The following is a 19,661-nucleotide window of genomic DNA, read 5'->3' on the forward strand; positions in this document are numbered from 1 at the left end:
CCGGTAGACGCCCCTGCGCCTGCCCGCAACCACCCGATCGCCCCGTACCCCCAAGGACCATCTGAACACTCGCTACCCGCTCTGCGGCGGACACGAACAGAAGCCGTCTATCCGGGCCGACCGCAGGAGCCTACACATGGAAATCGTGGCAAAATTCTGCCGAAATTCGTCGATTTATTCAAGTGTCATTGACCCCTTTGAGTGACAATTGCCGCCGGTGATTCCCATGACGGGTAGGAAATTCTGCATACGACAACCACAAATTGTTCATATGCGACTTCGGATATTCTGTATTCTGCATTCGTTGCTCGGCGTGTCGACTCGTTCTCCCGCGCGGCGGGACGAAACGACAATGACCGCCCGCCGTCGCTGCGACTGTGAGGATTACCACGCCTGCGGAAATCTGTGCGCCGGGACCGGCCCCTTACCAAGCACCGCAGATCTGTGCCATTGTTCCGGTCCGGCCCTGACCATCCGAGAACGGAGACACCAGAAGCATGATCCTTGTGGGCGGAGAAAACCTGATCGACTTCATCCAGGACCCACCAGACGGCGGACACCCGGCCTATCGCGCGGTGCCCGGCGGCGCGCCCTTCAATGTCGCCAAGGCGACGGCGTTGCAGGAGGTGCCGGTCGGCTACCTCACGCCGTTCTCGTCCGATCCGCTGGGTCGGCAGTTGCTGGCGGACCTGGTGAAGGTGCCGAACATGACCGCGCTGCACCCCGGCTCTCCGCGCCCGACGTCGCTGGCGGTGGTGTCGCTGACCGACGGCCAGGCGCGCTACCAGTTCTACCGCGAAGGCACGGCCGAGCGGGACGTGACGCACGAGGGCCTGGCCGCGCTGGTTCCGGATGCGGCCGAGGCCTTCTTCATCGGCTCGCTGGCGATCACCGACGGGCCGGACGCAAGGGCGTGGACGGCGCTGTACGACGATCTGGCCGGCCGCGGGATCTTCACCGCGCTCGATCCCAATATCCGGGCGGCGTTCATACATGACCGGGATCGTTATCTGGAGCGGCTGGATCACCTGCTGGCAGGCGCGGACCTGGTGAAGCTGTCGGACGAGGACATCGCCTGGCTGGCGCCCGGAGAGGATCCGCGCGCGGCTGCGCGCAGGATCGCCGCGCGCTCGTCGGCGGGGCTGGTGGTGCTGACGCTGGGCGCCCAGGGCGCATTCGCGATCACTGCCGACGGCGAGGTCACTGTGCCGGTTCACCCGGTCCGCGAGTTGAAGGACACGGTCGGCGCCGGCGACACGTTCATGGGCACGCTGATGGCCGAAACGCGCCGCCGCGGAAAGCTGTCGCGCGGCGGGCTGACGGGACTGTCCGCAGCCGAGGCGGCGGAATTCCTGAAGGTCGCGGCGCGCGCGGCGGCGATCAACTGCGAACGCTCGGGCTGCAATCCTCCGACTCTGGCCCAACTGCAGGCGGGCTGAGCCCGCGGCTTCGGTGCAGGCCCGGTCCGCCATGCCCGGGCCTGCATTGCTGCGACAGCCGCGCGTCCGCAGCGGCGACGCTCCGGCCACAGACCATTTCCCCGCCGCCGGGCACCGGCTAGGGTCGAACCGCAATCCGGGGAGGCTTCGCTGGACAGGCTGTCGGTCATGAAGGCGTACTGCCGCATCGTCGAGCGCGGCAGCTTCGTGCGCGCGGCCGAGGATCTGGGCGTGTCGCCGGCGCTGCTGAGCCGCGAGGTCAAGCTGCTGGACTCCAGCCTCGGCTGCAGCCTGCTGTCGCGCACCACCCGCAGCATGGCCCTGACCGAACACGGCCGGCAGTACTACGACGAGGCCCGCCGGATCCTGGCCGAGATCGATGCCGCCGAAGAGCGCGTGCGGCTGGCCGCCGGCAGCGTGCAGGGGCGGTTGCGGGTGAACGCGCCGCACAGCTTCGGGCAGATCGTGCTGGGTCCCGCCCTGCCCGGGTTCCTGGACCGGTACCCGCGCGTCGAGATCGAGCTGTCGCTGGACGATCACGTTTGTGGACATGATCGGGGGCGGTTACGACATCTCGATCCGTATCCTCGCCGGGTTGCCGGATTCGGGGCTGATCGCCCGCCGCCTCGCGCGGGTGGAGCGGCGACTGTTCGCGGCGCCCGGATACCTCGCGGCGCACGGCACGCCTGCATCTCCCGATGCGCTGAGGGATCACGCGGCGGTCAGCTACCTGCTGATCGACCGCGCCGCCGGCTGGCCGCTGATCGGCCCGGAGGGCGAGATCGACATCCCGATCGCCCCGCGCCTGACAGTCGGCAGCAGCCTGGTGCTGCGCGACTTGCTGATCGCCGGGCAAGGGATCGGGGCGCTGCCGGATTTCATCTCGGGCCCCGAGGAACGCGCGGGCCGGCTGGTGCCGGTCCTGCCGGGCGGCGACGGCTCCCGGCAGCCGACCGAGACCGAGCTTTCCGGCGCCCGCTACCAGGGTCGACACGTCGCGCAGATCGCGGCGCGGCTGGCGGCAGCGCCCGCGCCGTCGGAGCGCTGGGCGGCGTGAATGCCGCCGCGATCCCCGCACACGCCCCGCACGGCCCGGTCTGCGGCCGATGCGACCGTGTTGCCGGACACCGGCAACGCCGCGCGGCATAGTCCTGTGCCGACCCGTTCCGCCGTCTGATCTCAGCCCGGCCGCGCAATGGCCGGGCGCATCTGAGGAAACATAACTCCGATGTCCCGTTCCACCGATCTGCTGCTGACAGCGCTGGCACCCGCCGTCTGGGGCAGCACATACTACGTCACCACCGAGTTCCTGCCCCCCCGCTACCCGGTCACCGTGGCCGCGCTGCGCGCACTGCCCGCCGGGCTGCTGCTGCTGGCGCTGACGCGACATCTGCCGCCGCGCGACTGGCTGGGCCGCGTGTTCCTGCTCGGCGCGCTGAACTTCCCGGTTTTCTGGTGCCTGCTGTTCGTTGCCGCCTACAGATTGCCGGGCGGCGTGGCGGCTACCCTCGGATCGCTCCAGGCGCTGCTGGTAATCCTGCTGGCGCGCGGGCTGCTGGGCGCGCCGGTGCGCGCAGGGGCGGTGCTGGCCGCGCTTGCCGGCATGGCCGGCGTCGCGGCGCTGGTGCTGGGCCCGGAGGCGGCGCTGGACCCGCTGGGGCTGGCTGCCGGCATCGGTGGCGCGGCGTCCATGGCGCTGGGCACGGTGCTCAGCCGCAAATGGCGCCCGTCCGTGCCGCCGCTGACCTTTACCGCCTGGCGACTGATTGCGGGCGGGCTGCTGCTGCTGCCGATGGCGCTGCTGCTTGAACCGCCGCTGCCGCCACAGTCCGGGGCCAATCTGGTCGGGCTGCTGTGGCTGGGGCTGGTCGGCGCCGCGGCGACCTACGGGCTTTGGTTCCGCGGCATCGGCCGGATCGAGCCGTCGGCGGTGTCGATGCCTGGCATGATGAGCCCGGTCACGGCGGTGCTGCCGGGCTGGATCCTGCTGGGCGAAGCGCTGACGCTGGTACAGGGCGCTGGTGCGACGGCGATCCTGCTCTCGGTCTGGGCGGGACAGCGGGCGGCGCATGCGCCGGCCGCGCTCCGGACCCGCGCACCGGGCACCGGCGGCGCCGCACCTGCCGGCACATGAGACCGGCGCGCAAGGACCGGCCGCGCCGTCTAGGCGGCGTAGGCCTGCGCGACGATATCCTCGGCCGGCGACATCAACTGCTCGGGGTACAGCATTTCCACGGCGAGCGCGTCGGGGGTGAAACGGTAACGGACCAGGCCGCAGGCCTTGGTGCCGTAGCGTGGCTGCATCGCGTCGGGCAGGACGAACGAGACCGGCGGCGCCCAGACGTGGCGGACGCCCGCCTGCGTCCGGTCGCGCCCCTGGTGAACATGACCGCTGGCAAACAGCCGCACGTCGGCCCGCCGCAGCAGCCCGACCAGCGCCGGGCGGGTCGCGGTGGGCACGAAGAACGGGCGCAGCGCCGGTGTCTCGTCCGGCACCTCGCAGAAAAGCGGCTTGTGACAGAAGATCGCCACCGGACCGGCCGCGCCGTCCAGCCTGTCAGCCAGCCAGTCCAGCTGCGCCGCCTCCTGCGGCAGGCCCGAGTTGAACAGCTGTGCGTTCAGCCCGATCAGGGTCCACGCCGCTTCTCGCATCACCCAGCGGCCGTCGCCGAACACCCGCTCGTACGCCGCAAGCCATTCCGCACAGACCGGGCGTTCCGGCGCATGACCCGCATCGGGATTGTCGCCGACATCATGGTTGCCCGGTATCACTTTCCGGGGGGACCGAAGGCTGTCCAGAGCCTGGCGCGCGAATTCCAGCTCGGCCGGGCGATCCGGCGCTTCGACCGTCAGATCGCCGGTGCAGACGACCAGATCCGGTCGGAAGCCGTCGATCAGATCGCGCGCAATCTCGAAGTTCGGCACGAATTGCGGACGCGCCGGTGACAGATGCGGATCGCTGATCTGGAAAATTTCGAAGGACGACACCTAGGGCCTTTCGCGGTCACTGCACGGCACCGCAGCCCGCGGCGCAGGGGATCTCGAACAGGCTAGGCGCCGCGGGCCGGTTCGCCAAGCATGACGGCAGGTGACGTATCGTGCCGACCTGGCGGCGCGAGCGTTCCCGATGGGCCGGCGCGGTCCACGCCGGCGATCTCGCCCTGAACTGAACGATCGTTCACACACCGGGAATTTCGCGGTTCAGCAGGGCACCAGATCCTCCAGCTCCTTGCGGCTCTCCGACCACAACCGCTCCAGCACGTCCGCGGTTCCGGCAAGGCTCCGGCGCTGACCTTCTCGAGCATCGGTCTGGAACTGCGAGAGCTGCGCATGCAGCCCTGCAAAGCCCAATGTTCCCGCCGACCCGGCCAGACGGTGCAGCAGTGCCAGCGCCGTATCGTCCGGCATCTCGTCATCACATGCCCTGAGCGCCGCGATCGCGGCCTCGGCTTCGGTCCCGAACCGGCCGAGCAAGCTGTGTACCTGTTCGGCGCCCAGGCTCTCCGTAAGTTCCGCGACCTTGGCGAAATCGACCAACTGCCCGACCGGCGGGGCGGTTCGCGGCACGTCCGCCGGATCCGCCGCCACCCCGGCCGGACGCTGCAGCAGGTCGGCCAGCACCGCGTGGTCGATCGGCTTGGTGATGTGGCCCGACATGCCGGCGGCGCGAAACGTCTCGATATCGGCGGGAAGCGCGTGCGCCGTAACGGCAAGGATCGGCGTGCGTCTCGAGGCCCCCGTTCCGTCCCGGATCGCCCGGGTTGCGGCGACACCGTCCATCACTGGCATGCTGATGTCCATCAGGATGGCATCGAACCGCGTCCTGGCGGCAAGCGCCACGCCCTGCTCGCCGCTCTCCGCTTCGGTGACCCGGTGTCCGTCGCGCTCCAGCATCGCGCGCAGGACGACCCGGTTGACGCGGTTGTCCTCGACGATCAGCACGTCGAGAACCCGGTCCGGACGCCGTGGCGTGCTTTCGGGGCCATCGGGCCCGTTCTGCGCGCGCCTCTCCAGCGGCAGCCGGACCCAGAACACGCTGCCCGCATTTTCGATGCTTTCGGCGCCGATCTCGCCGCCCATCGCCAGCGTCAGCCGACGGGCAATGCCCAACCCCAGCCCGGTACCGCCGAACTGGCGGCCGTAGGTGGAATCGACCGTCTCGAAATCCTTGAAGATCCGGTCGAGATCCCTTTCCGGTATGCCGATCCCGGTGTCGATCACCCGGAACTCGGCGCACGGGCGCTCTCCGGCGGTATCGACTTCAACCTCGATCGTCACCTCGCCGCCATGCGTGAACTTCAAGGCGTTCCCGACGAGGTTCAGCAGAACCTGGCGCAGCCGCACCGGGTCGCCGACCACGGTGCCGGGCGGATCGCCGATCCAGCGATGGCCGAGCATGTTGCCCTGCGTCGCCGCGACACTTTGCTGGATGGCCACGATCTCTCGCAGCAGCCGGTCCAGATCGAAAGCGCTGCTTGTCAGTTCGACCTTGCCCGCCTCGAACTTCGAGATGTCCAGCACGTCGTTGACATGGTGCAGCAGCAGCCGCCCCGAGTTGTCCATGATGTCGACGTAGGCGCGCTGCGCCTGCGTCAGCACCGTGTCCCGCAACAGGTTCAGCGTCCCGAGCAGACCGTTGAGCGGGGTGCGCATCTCGTGGCTCATCACCGCCAGGAAATCGGCCCTGGCCTTCTCGCCCGCCAGCGCCCTGTCGCGTGCGTCGACAAGCTCTTCCTGGGCTCGCCGGCGGTCGGTAATGTCGCGCATGTAGGCGACGTAGATCTCGCCGTCACGATCGTCCGCGACATCGACCGACAGTTCCACCGGGAAGATCTCGCCGGACTTGCGAAGCGCCTCGAGTTCGACCCGGCCCGACCCGATCAGCCGCCGCGCGCCGGTCTGGCGATGGCGCTTCATGCCGGCTTCGTGCGCTCGGCGATACGTCTCGGGCATGAGCAACTCGGACATCGCCTGGCCCATCGCCTCGTCGCGGGTATAGCCGAAGACCCGTTCCGCGGCGCCGTTGAATTCGCGCACGATGCCGTTGCTGTCCACCACGACGACGGCGTCGAGCGACGTCGCGAGGATCGTCTGCAAGCGCGAGGCGGTGATCCGCTGTGTCTGCGCCTGCCGGTCGCTGATGCGAATCATCCGCAGCAACAGGATCAGCAGCAGGATCAGCACCAGCACCAGCGCCGTCGTCAGCAGCGCCAGATCCAGAAGCGTCGACGCGATGCTTTCGCGGGTCGCGTCGGATCGCGCCACGAACTGCTCGAGGCCGCTCAGCGCCAGCTTGCGGACGTCGTCATGGACCGCGTCCGCCGTCGCGCGCAGCCGCGGCAGCGCGGCCTGAAGCTCCTCCGGCGGGCCGTCGATCAGCGGCACGGTCCGGTCGAGGAAGTCGCGCAGCCGCAGCAGCGGCACGCTGAAGTCCTCATGCAGCGTCAGCTCGCGATAGGCCGAGCCCTGGTCGATAGTGACGAGCCGGCTGTAGAAGATGTCGAACTTCCGGCGCAGATCGTCCAGCGAGCCGCCGCGCCCGGCTTCATGCGCGGCAAGTTCGAACTGCAGGAATTCCACCTCCAGCTGGGACAGGGTCCAGTTCACGTTGTCGGAGTTCGCCGTCTCCAGATTTTCGAGCTGCTCGTACACCTCATGCCCAAGCGTGCCGATGGCGAGGATGCACACGCCGATGGCGGCACCGAGTGCGGTCGATCTCAGCCAGTATCTGGTCCGGACGGTGCGTGATTGGGCGTCCGCCACCGGTCAGCCGCCTTTCCTCGGGTGTATCCGCCCCATGCGGGGCACCGGTCAATCGGTAACCGTAATCCGGTCAAGTTGCCAGATACTGCGCGCGTAGACCCGCTCGGACCTGTACTCGGGATTGGCGTCATAGGGATACACGATCCAGAGCGGCCCCTTGTCGCGCACTGACATCAGGTCGCCGTTGCGACTGTAGGCGATGATCGGTCCATCGGCGACCGCATCCCCGATCGGGATCACGACCGCGTAGTCGTTGATGGCGGTTGCCGTAAGCGTCCCTTCCTCCACACCCAGAGTCTCGAGCAGCGTGTCCAGTCCGACGCCCTCGAAAGTCTGCGCGCCGTCCGTCCAGATCGTTTCGGTCACGAAGCTGCGACTGTCCATGGACCGGAGCATCTCGAGGTCGAATTGCGCCACGTCATCGCCGTTGGTCGCGGCGAGGTCGCCGGTAACGGTCAGGACGATTTCTCCGGAAGGGTCGGGAAGGCCGTCCGCCGGGGAAGCGTGCGCCGGAAGAACCGCCGCAAAGGTCGCCGCGCCTGCCAGTCGCGCGATGTGGCGTATGGTCATGGCTGCCCCGTCGCTGGATGCGCTTGCCGTCACTATCTAGCATGGCGTCTCCGGACCGCTACCTGCACAGCGGAATAGGCAAGCTATCCAATCGGATAGGTTGCAGTAATCACTCACCGAGCCGCCGGTGTCACGTTGCCGTCGTGCGCACCGTCTGTTCGAATCTGTTCGGCCGCGCGTGATCCCGGTACCGTGTCCGTTGCAGGCACAGCATTCAGCAGGCAGAAGTGTCGACCATGAGGATCCTGATCGCCGACGACCACGACTTGCTGCGCGACACGCTCGTCCTTTACCTGGAGAGCGCGGGCGGGATCGAGACCGTCTGCGTCCCGGATCTGGGCACCGCGTTGCAGCAGATCGACGAGGCGGGGCCGTTCGATCTGATCCTGCTGGATTTCAACATGCCCGGCATGAACGGGCTGGAGGGGCTGGAGCGGGCGATGCGCCATGCCGGCGGCCAGCGCGTGGCGCTGATATCCGGCGTCGCCAGCCGCGACATCGCCGAGAAGGCCCTGGCCGCGGGTGCGGCCGGATTCCTGCCCAAGACCCTGTCGGCGAAGTCGCTCTACAACGCCGTCCATTTCATGGGGATGGGCGAGCAGTACGCGCCGCTGGAGTACATGACCGCCCCCGACGAGGCGCCGCGGCACGCCCTGGCCGAGAAACTCTCGAAACGCGAGTTGCAGGTGCTCGAAGGCCTGACCCAGGGCAAGTCCAACAAGGAAATCGCCCGCGACCTGCAGATCACCGAGCCGACGGTGAAGCTGCACGTGAAGACGCTCTATCGCAAGATCGGCGCGGCGAACCGGACCCAGGCGGCGCTGCTCGCGAAGAACGCGGGAATTTTCTGACCGGCGGCAGCGGAAGCGGCCCGCACGTCGAAGGACAGTTCCGGGCGAGCGATCTCAGATCCGGAACAACGGCTGGAGCCGGCGTGGCAGCAGGCCATGAAACCTCAGCGGCGCGTCCGTGGCGGCCAGGCAGACGCACGGCTTGGCCGAACCGGCGACGGGGGTGGGATCCAGCTCGGAATCGGCGATCTCCACGTCGCCGACGCCGAAATTGCCGGTCCGGTCGGCCGAGGGCGGACGCGCCGTGGTGCAGGCGGTCACCGTGCCCGCCCGCTATTTCGGCTCGCTCGCCGGTTTCGCGGGACTGCCCGGATCGATTGGCTACGCCGCCAGCAAGGCCGGGCTGATGCACCTCGCCGAGGACATGGCGAAGGACCTGAAGGGCAGCGGCGTCACCGTGCAGCGCGCCAACCCCGGTTTCATCCGCACGCGGCTGACGGAAAAGAACGACTTCCCCATGCCGCAGATCATGTGTCGGACGAGGCCGAGGCACATGTCGTCGCCCATCGGTCGGGGCAATTCTCGACCGGCTTTCCGCCGCCGTCTGCCTGGGGGTTCACCGTCGGAGGCACTGTGCCCCACAGCCTGTGCCCCACAGCCTGTTCCGGCGCCTGTTCTGACCGGCCCCGAACCGGACAGGCGGCGCCCGGTTCACCCCGCGTCGTGTCGCGGGTCCTCAAGCGTCAGCTCGAACCGGTCCGGCATGAGCGCGTGCTGGAACCAGCGCACGAGGCTGTAGATCGAATAGACCGTCCGCCCCGTCGCCTTGCGGATATCTGCCGCATACGGCGTCATGTTGGTACACTCGAGCACGATCGCGCCGACGTCGGGATGCGTCTCGACCAGCTCCCGTGCCGCGTCCAGCATGTCCAGCCGACAGGCGGCGAAGTCGATGGCGACGCGGTCTTCCAGTATGGCGCGCGAGAATTCGCGGCCGCCGTCGGTCCCGGCGACGGGCACGGCGGCGGGGTCCTCGACCCCCGCCGCGATCAGGTGCCGATGCGTCAGCGACGCCTTCGAGATCGTCAGAACGCCGACGCGCCGCCCCGGCGGCAACATCCGCTGCACCATCGGGATCTGCATCAGCGACGACGTCGCCACCGGCACCGGCACCTCCCGCGCGATCCTGTCCTGCAGCAGCGCCAGGAATCCGCAGTTGGTGGTCAACCCGTCGCAGCCCGCTGCGACCAGATCCCGCGCGGCATCGCCGAACCGGTCGGCGAGTTCCATCGGATCCTGACAAACCACCTTGTCGGGGCTGGCCCCGCGCACCACCCGGTACTGAACCGGGAACGGCCAGGTGGCGGCATTGCCGATGTCGCCGTGGATCCGCGGAAAGCGCGCCTCGAGCATCAGGATCCCCAGACTGGCGCCGTAGACCGCCTTTCCACCGTGCTGCACAGACAACGTCTCGTTTCCCTCTCGTGCCATTTCCGGGGGCGACAGCTTTGCGCCACAGCGGGCTGCAACGGACGTCACAGCCCGCCTTGCCGCGCCCGGTCGCACCTTGCAAGAAATGCCCCCTCGGCTTCCGCCGGTCCACCGAATTGTTCGCGACCGGCGGGTCAACCCGCTCTGCCCACGGCAGTTAGTTCCCCCCGCCCCTTCAGGACCGGGCCCTTAGCTCGATCCCATGCATCGCGCCGCGCCGGGCTAGCCCTTGCGCCACATCATGCCGCGCCCGGGATCGTATCCCCAAAGGGCCAGCGCCATGAACGCCACGAGGGAGAGCAGCACCCACAGCAACGCCGCGCCGTTCCAGCTGGCATGAAGCGCGAAGCGGATCAGTTCGACCGCGTGCGTGAACGGATTGATCACACTGATGTCGTGAAGAAGGCGGCTCGACTCCGCCATCTTCCACAACGGGTAGAGCGCGGACGACAGGAAGAACATCGGGAAGATGACGAAGTTCATCACCCCCGCGAAATTCTCGAGCTGACGGATCAGGCTCGACAACGCCAGACCGAGCGCCGACAGCATCAACCCGGCGACGACGAGCGCAGGCAGCACGGCGACGTAGCCGACCGGTGGCACACGGATTCCGAACAGTGCGGCAATGGCCAGGAAGGCGTAGACCTGCGCGACCGAGATCGCGGTGGCCCCGATCAGCCGGCACACCAGAAGCCACCATCGCGGCAGCGGACTGGTCAGCAGAAGCCGCATCGAACCCATCTCCCGGTCGTAGACCAGGCTCAGCGAGGATTGCATGCCGTTGAAGAGCATGATCATCCCGCACAGGCCGGGGACGATGTAGGTCTCGTAGGTGATGTATGTCTGGTATGGCGGGATGATCGACAGACCCAGCGCCGCCCGAAAGCCGGCGGCGAACACCAGCAGCCAGACCAGCGGCCGCACCAGCGCCGAGACGAAGCGCCCGCGCTGGTGGACGAAGCGCAGCATTTCGCGTGCGACGATGGCGCGCAGGGCCACCAGATAGGCAGTCACGGGCGCTCTCCGGTCGCGTCCAGGAAGGCGTCGGACAGGCTTCGCCGTCCCCGGAAACCGGCTCCGGTGGTATCCGCCAGCACGCGGCCGCGATGCAGCACGATCAACCGGTCCTCGTCGCGCACCTCGTCGGTCAGGTGGGTGGCCCAAAGCACCGTGACCCCCCGATCCCGCGCCAGAGCGTGAACCTCATCCGTGATCGAGGCGCGGCTGGCGGCGTCAAGTCCCACGGTCGGCTCGTCCAGCAGCAGCACATTCGGCCCGTGGCTCAGGGCGCGGGCGATCTCGGCGCGGCGCCGGTGGCCGCCGTTCAGCGCCCGCACCTTCTCGGCCGCGCGGTCGGCCATGCCCAGTTTTTCCAGCGCGGCATCGATCCGGCGCCCGGCCACGCGTCCCGAAACCCCGTGGAGCGCCAGAAAGTAGGCCAGGTTCTGGCGCACCGACAGGTCAAGGTCGAGCGTCGGCTGCTGGAACACGACCCCCAGCGCCGCCAGCGCGCCCTGTCTGTCGCGCGACAGGTCGTGACCGGCGATCTCGATCCGGCCGGAGCGGGTGGCGAACAGCCGCGTCATGAGCGCGAACAGCGTGGTCTTGCCCGCGCCGTTTGGACCGAGAAGCGCGCAGAAATCGCCTGCGCAGGCCGAGAAGCCCACGCCGTCCAGCGCCTGCCTGGGACCATAACTGAAGGATAGATCCTGAACGCATAGGCCGGTCACGCGATCACGGTTTCCAGTCGCTCTGTCTTCCGGTCGGGCCGGGCACCATCAGGTTATACGTCCCCGGCTCGTTGGCAAGTGGACCCGTCGCCAGACCGAAGGATCGCCGCTGGTTGCGGCAATTGGCCGTCCGATCCACCTGGGCTGGGCGCACTTGCATGACGTGGGTCGCATGCGGAAACGCCGGGTCCCGTGCCTGAGCTGGGAACCCGCCCCCGAAGACGTCAGCGTGCCTATTCCCGCTTGACGCCCCCGGCCCGTTTCCCTAAACACCGCTTCGCCGTGGCGGAGTAGCTCAGCTGGTTAGAGCAGCGGAATCATAATCCGCGTGTCGGGGGTTCAAGTCCCTCCTCCGCTACCATCGCACCCCCCACTTTGAAGCCACGGTTCGAGATGAGGGCGCTCAAGCGCCCCCTGACCTCTACAGGGACGCCGTCGTCCTTGAGCGGAAAGACGATGATTTCCGACACGAGGGACCGAACTGCATCCCGTGCGTTGTTGTCGGGCTTTCCATCGGCGGAGGTAAGGGAAGTCATCAGGTCGCGCAGGGCGGACGCGTAGCGCGCCGGCGCGACCGGATCGAAAACCATGGCCTCGTCGGCTTCGTCCAGCGCCGCAAGCTCGGCCTCCGCTGCGCGAAGACCTTTCTTCGCTTCGAGAAGCTTCGCCTCGCCATCATCGCCGTCCAGGACGCCGCGCTCGTAGAGCTTGAGACGACGGTCGAACAGGTTGCGTGCTTCTGCAACAGCGCGCTGGAGCTTGCCGTGATCCGCCTTTCCCGTGTCGGCCAGCGACTTCCGCTCCTGCTCGTAGGTCGAAATGTATTCCTCGATATACGCGGGATGCAGAAGATGATCGTGGAGGGCCGAAAAGATCTCGTCCTCAATCTGATCCAGGCGGAACTTCCCGGAGTTGCCGCACGACCCGCTCTCGCGAGACGTCGAGCAGGCAATCCGGATCGCACTACCCTTCCGGTCATGGATCGCCATGCCGCCGCCGCAGCAGCCGCATTTCAGACGGCCTGAGAACGGCCGTGCAGGCGTCCGGGTCGACTTCCCTACCGACTTCGCATGAGACTGCTGCGAGAGCCGCTCCTGAACAGCGTCCCAGAGGTCCTCTTCGACGATCCGCAGGTGCGGCACGTCGGCGTATTTCCAATCTTCGCGAGGTTTCACACGGCTGACGCGCTTGCCGGTGGCCGGATCGAGCACCATCCGCACCCGGTCCCAGACAAGAACGCCGGCGTAGATTGCATTGCGAAGGATGCCGTAGCCCCGATCGGCGCTACCGTTCAGCGTGGAGGCGTTCCACTTCACGCCCCGCGGCGGCAAGATGCCCTCTGCGTTCAGATCGTGGGCGATCAGCCGGGGCGAATTTCCTTCCGCGTATTCCTGGAAAATTCTCCGGATCACATCAGCCTCATGTTCCACAACTTGAAGCTCGCCCGGTTTCCCAAGGATCGGAGAGTAGCCATAGGCCTTGCCACCGGCACTCAGGCCCTCGCGTATGTTTCCGACCATCCCGCGATGGATCTTTTCACGGAGATCCTTGAGGAACAGCGTGCCCATAAGGCCGCGAACGCCGATCTGTATCTCGTTCTGCACACCTTCATTGGCCGAGATGATGTCGATTTCGCTGAATCGCAGCAGTTTTGAGACCTGGTGCAGATCACCGGAATCCCGGCTGATGCGATCGACACATTCGACCAAGACGGCATCGAAGCTTCTGTTACGGGCGGCTTCGAGCAGTTGGGCGAGGCCGACACGACCGATGAGGGTTTCGGAGGTCATGGCACGATCTTCGAAGACCGCGACCTCGCCGTAACCTTCGCGTCTCAGGTAGCTTCGACAGAGCTCCACCTGATCTTCAATGGAGCGGTCCGATTGGAGCGCGGTCGAGTATCGGGCGTAGATTGCGGCACGGCGTTGCATTCTTGATCTCCTGCGGTGTCACGCCGGGCATCGGCCCGGGCGAGAGCCCTCACGAGGTCCAGCAGCGCGGGGTCCAAGGCCGAAGCATACCCGTCGCGGAGTGGGGCTGTCATGGTTTTACCCTCCCCTGGATATGCATGGACTTGTTTGGCAATGCGCTGTTCCGGCTCGTGTCGTGATTTTGTCAGGCGGAACATCGGACCGTCGGGACCAGCCGACTTAATGACCAGAGATCACGGTTGCGTGATCTTCACCGTCATTTCAGACTGGGCGTCATTCAGCGGCTTGGAAGACAGATCGAAGACCCGCCGGCCGTAGAAACAATTTGGTCAATTGGCGTGTCGAGGGCAGCAGCAGAGGATTGGGGTCGACACGCCGGTTCGCGGTGATCCGTCCGCGAACGGGGCTCTCAGAGCCCTCAAGTGGCGGCGCCCTCTGTGAGGCGCCACCGGTGGCATTCAGTCGAACTGAAAGCCGGCATCGTGCAGGGCGTGTGCGGCGCTCAGCGCAGCCAGCACGGTATCGCGCAGCATCACGATATCGCCCTTGGCCTCCGCAAGCGCGGTTGCGCCAGGCTCGACGAAGACTGAGCGATAGCCGCCCCGGACGTGATTGTCGTCGCCGTGCCAGAACGGATGAGTGCCGTTGTCGATTTCGACACCGAGCGAGGCGATCAGCGTCTCCAGGTCGCGCACGAGGTCATTGCGGAAGAACCGCTTGGTTCCCAGGCGCCGGGCGATGTCCGTCGCGAGGCCGCGCTTGGCCGGTGCGAGGCTGGGAATGATGGTCTCGTGGAGCGCCTCGGCCGCGATGTGCGCCTGCATCAGTGCGATCGCCGCCAGACTGCTCGCAAGAGCGGGCGTCAGCTCGGCCCCTGCAACGAGATCGGTGAGGCGGGGAAGGAAACCGGTCGCGCCGCTCATGCTGCCACCTCATGCACGAAGGTGGCCGCTCCACCGTTTTTCACTGCCCGGTAGGCTTCCAACATGTCGTCGAGATCGTCGGCGAGCAGGCAGACCTCCTCGACGATGGGGTTCGCCGGGTCGATCATCGCGAAGCGCGCCGCTTCGATCCGATCTGGATCGTGCACGTTCTCGAGCATCAACAGATCGAGCAGATCGTCGAGAGCCCGCATCGTGCGCCGTGTTGGTGTGCCAGGCGTGTCGAAGCCGTCGAGGACGGACTGCGCAAGTCGGACGCCAGGCTGGTCGCCAAGCAACGCGGCCGAGTCGAGAAGCGCGTCGCGGTGGTCGCTCAGGTAGGCCCGCAGGTCATCGAGCGCGCACGGCGGGGCGGTGAAGGTCGTGATGTGGTCGAACATGGTATCTCCCGTTTCGGAGTGTCCGGCTCGTCGGCCGGGTCAAGCGGTTGTTCGATCCACCGTCGTTTTCGTCTCTCGCGCCTTTCGGTTCATCCTCTGCGTTGCGGCTCTCGCCCCAAAGAGACGCGACGCAGAGAATGAACCGGCGCGCCCTCGTTCTCCGCTTCTGTCGCAGGCGACACGAATTGGTCACAGGACGGCCGAGCGGTCGCTAATGGGAGAGGTCGGGGAGAGGGCCTGCCCGCTCCTCGCCGTGGCCGGGGAGGCCAGAGACTAATCCAACCGTCCGCGCACCCGCTGCTGGCCGATTACGAGCTGTTGCAGAACGTGGCCGGAGCGCACTTCTCCGCCATCGGCCTCGTGCGCGGGCAAAAGCACGCCCAGGGGGTGCGCGAGGCGAAGGAATCCGAGCTCCCCCTGCCTGATGCCGTTCGGCACATCCCCCCGCGGGAGTATCGGAATGCACGGGCACACGCCATCCGGGCCACGGAATTGCGCCTGAAGGCGCAGGAGGCGAACCTGGACAATCGGGAAGCGCACCTGTTCCTCGACGAGGTCGCAGTCGACCTCAAGATGGCGAATGCGGAGCGCGTCGAGCGCGAGGCATCCAAGAAGGAGCATGCGGCCCAGGAAGAGCTTGCGCGTGCTGGACAGGTTAGGTCGGAGGCCGATGCCTATGCCGAGGGGCTGACGGAGGGCCTTGAGGCTATCATCGCCCATCAGATCGATTATCAACCCGAAGACGAAAGCCACCAGATCCGGCTCTGCGACGGCCCCGCGGCAATGACACCTGAAAAGCAAAGCGGTCTTTGGGACCGCGTCAGGCCAGCCTACGATCGCTTGCTCAAGTTCGCGAAGAAGGCCGCCCTTTTCAGGGAGCGGATCTATGGGCTTCGGCGATCCGAGGAGGAGGTCGCCCGCAGAGCGAAGATCGTGGTCGATGCCGAACAGCGCGCCGGCCGGCCCGTCGATGAAGTCCTCGCTCAAGTGATGGCTGACGCCGAGGGCCGAGAATATAACGAGGATGATTTCCCCGGAGCCTGGGCGATCCAGAAGAGGGCCGACCCCCAGGTCATTGAGAAGCGTCTGGTTGGAATGACGAACCAAATCATACGTGGCTGCTACCTCGCAACCCGGGATGCGGCGGAGATCACCGCGGAAGGCCAGGCCATCCACTCTGATTTCGTCAGGGGACAAACAGTGCTCGAATACGAGGCCGGGCGCCGGGGCTTCGACTTAGACACAGGCCGCCATGACCCGAAAGCGGCGGCGGACCCGGAGCGGGCGAAGCTGCACACGGATCAGGATTTTCAAAGCATCACGGTCATTCGGCGAGACAATCAGTCCCAGCTTGTGGGCCACTGATATGAGCGGAGGCTATCCTTCCGCGGGCGCCGGAGCTCGAGTAACATCACCCGCGATGGATCATGTCCAGCAAGCGCCGGCCCCGGTAAATTAAGCAGCATCCAGGTCCGGGTCACGGTCGTCTTGCTGGTCGTCTGATCCTTCGTCGTCGGACTCGGAGTTCGCGATGGACGAAGCAGCATCGTCGGCGTCCGGCTCATCAAAGAGGGAGATCTGGCGCACGTCGGGGGAGGCTGGCGCCGCACCCTTCGGCTCCTTCTTATCTTTCGATGCCTCCTGTCGGCCCATGAGCCGGCCTTCCAAGCCGGCAACGACCAGTCGCAGCTCCACCAGCTCGGCCTCGAGCGTCGTTTGGATTTCTTCTGCCGCCTCGGCGCGTTCCGTCATCTTGTCGAGATCGTCCTCAGCCGCGGCGATATCACCCTCGCGCTCCCTGATCTCCTCCTGGAGCCGCTTGACCTCTTCGGCGTGCGAGCGCCGGTCTGCGGCGGCGACTGCGTCGGCGCATCGGTATGCCCCCTCCCAGATCGCGGTCGCCAATTCGGCGACGTCCTCCGGCATGTCGGGCACCTCGCTCTCGGCCTTTTCGCGGGCCTCTCTCTTGGCAATGACCGACTTGATGATCGGGCCGAGGTCGCGAAACGATCCTCCACCGATCTGGTCTCTCACGTTGGCATAGGTCGGGCGTTTGCCTTCCTTCTCGAGTTCGCTGATCGCGTCGCCCACCTTCTTCTCGATCTGCGCCGCCGTCATCTTCGGTGTCTTCCTGGCCACGTTCGGCTCCTACCTCTGGTAATGGTAAGCGCCGGTAATACCGCTACCAGCGCTACCACCCCCTCGGGGTGGCAAGAAGGAATTGGGTTCGACGGATCAGGGCGAAAATCAATTCGGCGGCAGCTGGTCGATTTTTCTCCGCACGTCGGGCGCCGCCGGGCCAGCAGCCGACGGTGCGCGCACATTTGTCCATCGAGTTGACGATGCCGCGGCTGTCAAACTCCAAGGGCTCGCAGGCGTGGTGAGAGATGATAACCCTGCTCGTCAAGCGGGTCCTGCCGTCGAGCACTTGCACGAAGCTTCCCAAATGACTCAGGCAGCAAGCGCTCCAGTGGGTGTCCGATGCAGCTCAGCTCGGAACCGGGTCCGGCTTTGATCTTCTCGAAACCATCGTGGCGGAAGGGAGCATTCGGACATGAAAGCAGAGGTGGACCTCATCAGCCCGAGCAGGCAAGATCGCCGAAAAAGCGAGGGCAGTGAATGATCACCGGCGAAGTCAAATCCAGGGTCGATGCGATATGGAATGCGATGTGGACCGGCGGTCTGTCGAACCCACAAACGGTCATGGAGCAGCTCACGCTGCTCCTCTTCCTCAAGGGGCTCGATGACGCTCAGACGCTGGCCGAGCGTCAGGCCCGGGCAAGGGGCACAGCACTGGAGCGCGACCTATTCCCGGATCAACTCGACGGCATCGCCATCTTTGACGATGGCGGCAACAAGATTGCCGAAGGTCGATCATACGCCGATCTACGTTGGCCTCGCTTCGTGGCATTGCCCGCGGCAGAGATGCAGGAGGCGGCCGAGAACCACCTGATCCCCTTCCTCCGTCGCTTGGGTTCGGACGGCGCGCCGCTGCGTAAGCACATGGCCAGCGCACGGTATGAGATCCCGACCGGCCGGCTGCTGTCCAAGGTGGTCGACCTGATCTCCGACCTCCCGATGAAACAGCGCGACACGAAGGGCGATCTCTACGAATACATGCTGTCGAAGGTGGCGGCGGCGGGCCAGAATGGCCAGTTCCGCACGCCTCGCCATATCATCAACCTCATGGTCGCCATGACCGAGCCGCGCCGGGATGATGTGGTCTGCGACCCAGCCTGTGGCACAGCGGGGTTCCTTGTCAGCGCGGCCGAATACCTGCGCCACAATGATGCTGATGCCTGGATAGACGCCGAGGCACGCCAGCATATCGAAAGCAGGATGTTCCACGGCCACGACTTCGACGGCACCATGCTGCGGCTCGGCGCGATGAACATGGCGCTGCACGGGTTCGAGGACGCCTCCATTGCCTACCGCGACAGCCTCACCCAGGAGCACGGCGACGAGGCCGAGGCCTATTCCCTAATCCTCGCCAACCCGCCCTTCGCAGGGTCATTGGACGCCGAGGCGGTGGCCAAGGACCTCACTCGCATCGTCAACACCCGCAAGACTGAACTGCTCTTCCTGGCCCTGTTCCTGCGTCTGCTAAAGAGCGGTGGCCGTGCTGCCGTAGTGGTCCCCAGTGGGGTATTAGAGAATGACGGCCGTGGTCACGTTGCCTTCCGAAAATTGCTTCTTGAAGAGTGCTCATTGGATGCAGTCATTACTTTACCACACTTCACATTCAGGCCTTACGCAAGTGTTGCCACATCAATCCTTCTGTTTCGCAAAGGGTTCAAGACGAAAAAAACACTATTTTTTAACCTTGAAAACGATGGGTTCTCCTCTGGAGCAGAAAGATCGCCAATTGAAGGTAGTGAGCTACCTCAGGCACTCTCTACCTACCAAAAATTTATGCGCGGCAAAGAAATCGAGACAGTTCGAGGAAAGCAAGAAGTATATGCCTATTCGAGTATCAAAGAAAACGGCTTCGACCTCTCCCCCCGCCGCTATCACAAAATTTTCCGTGCAGAAGATATCGGTGAATCCATTGCGCTATCTGACGTCTGTTCTGTGAAGAAAGGAGAGCTTGCAGCATCCAGCGCATCGGATGAAGGGACTTACCCATTCTTCACGACTTCGGCCCAGCCAAAGCGATCAGATAACGCTACCGATGAAGGGCCGGCGATAATAGTCCCTCTGGTTTCCTCGACCGGCCACGGCCATGCTTCGATAAATCACATTCACTACTGCGAAGGGCGCTTTGCAGCAGCAAGCATCACCGCTGTTCTAATGAAGAGGCCCGAAATTCCGGATGAGGAGTTTAGAAAACTCTACCATCTGCTGCGCGCAAAAAAAAATGATCTGTTGGTTTCCGAAATGAGAGGCGCAACGAACACGTCCCTCTCATTGGAGAAGATATCTCAAGTTCGACTGCCCATGCTTTCGAAGCTGAAAGATCCTGCCTTTGATAAGATAAGCAAAACTGAGCAAGAGCTTGACGAATTGCAACTGAAAATGTGCAGTCTTCGAGATCAAATTGCTGATGCTCTTGGAGAACTTGAGGATTGGGATGGGATAAGCGAATCTGCGTCCGACCCCAAGATGAAACGAGCGGTGTAGCTGAT

At 65.5% G+C, this 19,661-nt stretch carries 16 protein-coding genes, 1 tRNA gene and 2 pseudogenes; 8 read left to right on the forward strand and 11 right to left on the reverse strand.

The annotated features are described in order from the left end of the window. Window positions 1-497 precede the first annotated feature (497 nt). The 3 genes and pseudogenes from GE300_RS13375 (at window position 498) to GE300_RS13385 (ending at window position 3,573) form a co-directional block, all read left to right on the forward strand. The gene (locus tag GE300_RS13375; RefSeq protein WP_154447075.1) at window positions 498-1,439 is read left to right on the forward strand and encodes a carbohydrate kinase family protein; all 942 of its coding nucleotides are present in this window, start codon (window positions 498-500) and stop codon (window positions 1,437-1,439) included. Between the two features lie 168 nt (window positions 1,440-1,607). After that, window positions 1,608-2,496 (forward strand): annotated as a pseudogene (locus GE300_RS13380) (LysR substrate-binding domain-containing protein). Window positions 2,497-2,667: 171 nt separating this feature from the next. After that, entirely contained in the window at window positions 2,668-3,573 is a 906-nt protein-coding gene (locus GE300_RS13385; RefSeq protein ID WP_154447077.1) for an EamA family transporter, read from the forward strand. Between the two features lie 29 nt (window positions 3,574-3,602). On the opposite strand, the gene GE300_RS13390 is transcribed toward GE300_RS13385, so the two are convergent. The 3 genes from GE300_RS13390 to GE300_RS13400 form a co-directional block, all read right to left on the reverse strand. After that, window positions 3,603-4,427 (reverse strand): metallophosphoesterase family protein, encoded by an 825-nt coding sequence (locus GE300_RS13390; protein ID WP_154447078.1) that lies wholly within the window; start codon window positions 4,425-4,427, stop codon window positions 3,603-3,605. A 213-nt stretch (window positions 4,428-4,640) separates the two neighbouring features. Continuing rightward, window positions 4,641-7,202, reverse strand: coding sequence for a PAS domain-containing hybrid sensor histidine kinase/response regulator (locus tag GE300_RS13395; RefSeq protein ID WP_154447079.1), 2,562 nt, complete (start codon window positions 7,200-7,202; stop codon window positions 4,641-4,643). A gap of 48 nt (window positions 7,203-7,250) precedes the next feature. Further along, entirely contained in the window at window positions 7,251-7,772 is a 522-nt protein-coding gene (locus GE300_RS13400) for an oxidoreductase (RefSeq protein ID WP_154447080.1), read from the reverse strand. A 236-nt stretch (window positions 7,773-8,008) separates the two neighbouring features. Between GE300_RS13400 and GE300_RS13405 the strand changes: the two genes are divergently transcribed. Further along, window positions 8,009-8,623: a response regulator transcription factor gene (locus GE300_RS13405; protein ID WP_154447081.1), complete on the forward strand. Its 615-nt coding sequence runs from the start codon at window positions 8,009-8,011 to the stop codon at window positions 8,621-8,623. A 54-nt stretch (window positions 8,624-8,677) separates the two neighbouring features. Here the strand turns inward: GE300_RS13405 and GE300_RS23020 are convergent. Beyond that, window positions 8,678-8,848: pseudogene (locus GE300_RS23020) on the reverse strand (transcriptional regulator); the annotation flags it as partial. Between the two features lie 37 nt (window positions 8,849-8,885). Between GE300_RS23020 and GE300_RS23890 the strand changes: the two are divergent. Next, window positions 8,886-9,362, forward strand: a complete 477-nt coding sequence (locus tag GE300_RS23890; RefSeq protein WP_407647723.1) for an SDR family NAD(P)-dependent oxidoreductase — start codon at window positions 8,886-8,888, stop codon at window positions 9,360-9,362. Here GE300_RS23890 and GE300_RS13415 read toward each other — a convergent pair. From GE300_RS13415 to GE300_RS13425, 3 genes are all read right to left on the reverse strand, one after another. Further along, a complete protein-coding gene (locus tag GE300_RS13415) occupies window positions 9,275-10,024 on the reverse strand; it encodes an aspartate/glutamate racemase family protein (protein ID WP_325063232.1) in 750 nt (249 codons plus the stop codon). The two genes, GE300_RS23890 and GE300_RS13415, sit on opposite strands and share 88 nt — an antisense overlap. Window positions 10,025-10,276: 252 nt before the next feature. After that, a complete protein-coding gene (locus GE300_RS13420) occupies window positions 10,277-11,068 on the reverse strand; it encodes an ABC transporter permease (RefSeq protein WP_325063230.1) in 792 nt (263 codons plus the stop codon). Beyond that, window positions 11,065-11,784 carry an ABC transporter ATP-binding protein gene (locus GE300_RS13425; RefSeq protein ID WP_325063231.1) on the reverse strand — a complete coding sequence of 240 codons (720 nt, stop codon included), beginning with the start codon at window positions 11,782-11,784 and terminating at the stop codon, window positions 11,065-11,067. Before GE300_RS13425 ends, GE300_RS13420 begins: the two co-directional genes overlap by 4 nt. A gap of 284 nt (window positions 11,785-12,068) precedes the next feature. Between GE300_RS13425 and GE300_RS13430 the strand changes: the two genes are divergently transcribed. Further along, a tRNA-Met gene (locus GE300_RS13430) sits at window positions 12,069-12,145 on the forward strand. Here GE300_RS13430 and GE300_RS23895 read toward each other — a convergent pair. The 3 genes from GE300_RS23895 to GE300_RS13455 form a co-directional block, all read right to left on the reverse strand. Next, entirely contained in the window at window positions 12,102-13,715 is a 1,614-nt protein-coding gene (locus GE300_RS23895) for a recombinase family protein (RefSeq protein WP_407647724.1), read from the reverse strand. The genes GE300_RS13430 and GE300_RS23895 overlap by 44 nt on opposite strands. A 458-nt stretch (window positions 13,716-14,173) precedes the next feature. Continuing rightward, complete coding sequence (locus GE300_RS13450; protein WP_154447084.1) at window positions 14,174-14,638, reverse strand: hypothetical protein; 465 nt, start codon at window positions 14,636-14,638, stop codon at window positions 14,174-14,176. Further along, window positions 14,635-15,036 carry a hypothetical protein gene (locus GE300_RS13455; protein ID WP_154447085.1) on the reverse strand — a complete coding sequence of 134 codons (402 nt, stop codon included), beginning with the start codon at window positions 15,034-15,036 and terminating at the stop codon, window positions 14,635-14,637. The genes GE300_RS13450 and GE300_RS13455 overlap by 4 nt, the downstream gene beginning before the upstream one ends. Before the next feature lie 318 nt (window positions 15,037-15,354). Here GE300_RS13455 and GE300_RS13460 point away from each other — a divergent pair, with 318 nt between their 5' ends. Then, the gene (locus GE300_RS13460; RefSeq protein WP_154447086.1) at window positions 15,355-16,401 is read left to right on the forward strand and encodes a hypothetical protein; all 1,047 of its coding nucleotides are present in this window, start codon (window positions 15,355-15,357) and stop codon (window positions 16,399-16,401) included. Between the two features lie 90 nt (window positions 16,402-16,491). Here the strand turns inward: GE300_RS13460 and GE300_RS13465 are convergent, their stop codons facing one another. Then, complete coding sequence (locus GE300_RS13465) at window positions 16,492-17,175, reverse strand: DNA-binding protein (protein ID WP_154447087.1); 684 nt, start codon at window positions 17,173-17,175, stop codon at window positions 16,492-16,494. Between the two features lie 480 nt (window positions 17,176-17,655). Here GE300_RS13465 and GE300_RS13470 point away from each other — a divergent pair, with 480 nt between their 5' ends. Further along, window positions 17,656-19,656 (forward strand): N-6 DNA methylase, encoded by a 2,001-nt coding sequence (locus GE300_RS13470; protein WP_154447088.1) that lies wholly within the window; start codon window positions 17,656-17,658, stop codon window positions 19,654-19,656. Window positions 19,657-19,661: the final 5 nt, after the last annotated feature.

Origin of the sequence: Halovulum marinum (assembly GCF_009697225.1) — a bacterium.
GTDB classification, from domain to species: domain Bacteria; phylum Pseudomonadota; class Alphaproteobacteria; order Rhodobacterales; family Rhodobacteraceae; genus Halovulum; species Halovulum marinum.

Excerpts from the sequence above, each read along its gene's own strand:
- GE300_RS13375 (WP_154447075.1), top strand. The coding sequence starts at position 498 with ATGATCCTTGTGGGCGGAGAAAACCTGATCGACTTCATCCAGGACCCA.
- GE300_RS13385 (WP_154447077.1), top strand. The coding sequence starts at position 2,668 with ATGTCCCGTTCCACCGATCTGCTGCTGACAGCGCTGGCACCCGCCGTC.
- GE300_RS13400 (WP_154447080.1), bottom strand. The coding sequence starts at position 7,772 with ATGACCATACGCCACATCGCGCGACTGGCAGGCGCGGCGACCTTTGCG.
- GE300_RS13405 (WP_154447081.1), top strand. The coding sequence starts at position 8,009 with ATGAGGATCCTGATCGCCGACGACCACGACTTGCTGCGCGACACGCTC.
- GE300_RS23895 (WP_407647724.1), bottom strand. The coding sequence starts at position 13,715 with ATGCAACGCCGTGCCGCAATCTACGCCCGATACTCGACCGCGCTCCAA.
- GE300_RS13450 (WP_154447084.1), bottom strand. The coding sequence starts at position 14,638 with ATGAGCGGCGCGACCGGTTTCCTTCCCCGCCTCACCGATCTCGTTGCA.
- GE300_RS13455 (WP_154447085.1), bottom strand. The coding sequence starts at position 15,036 with ATGTTCGACCACATCACGACCTTCACCGCCCCGCCGTGCGCGCTCGAT.
- GE300_RS13470 (WP_154447088.1), top strand. The coding sequence starts at position 17,656 with ATGATCACCGGCGAAGTCAAATCCAGGGTCGATGCGATATGGAATGCG.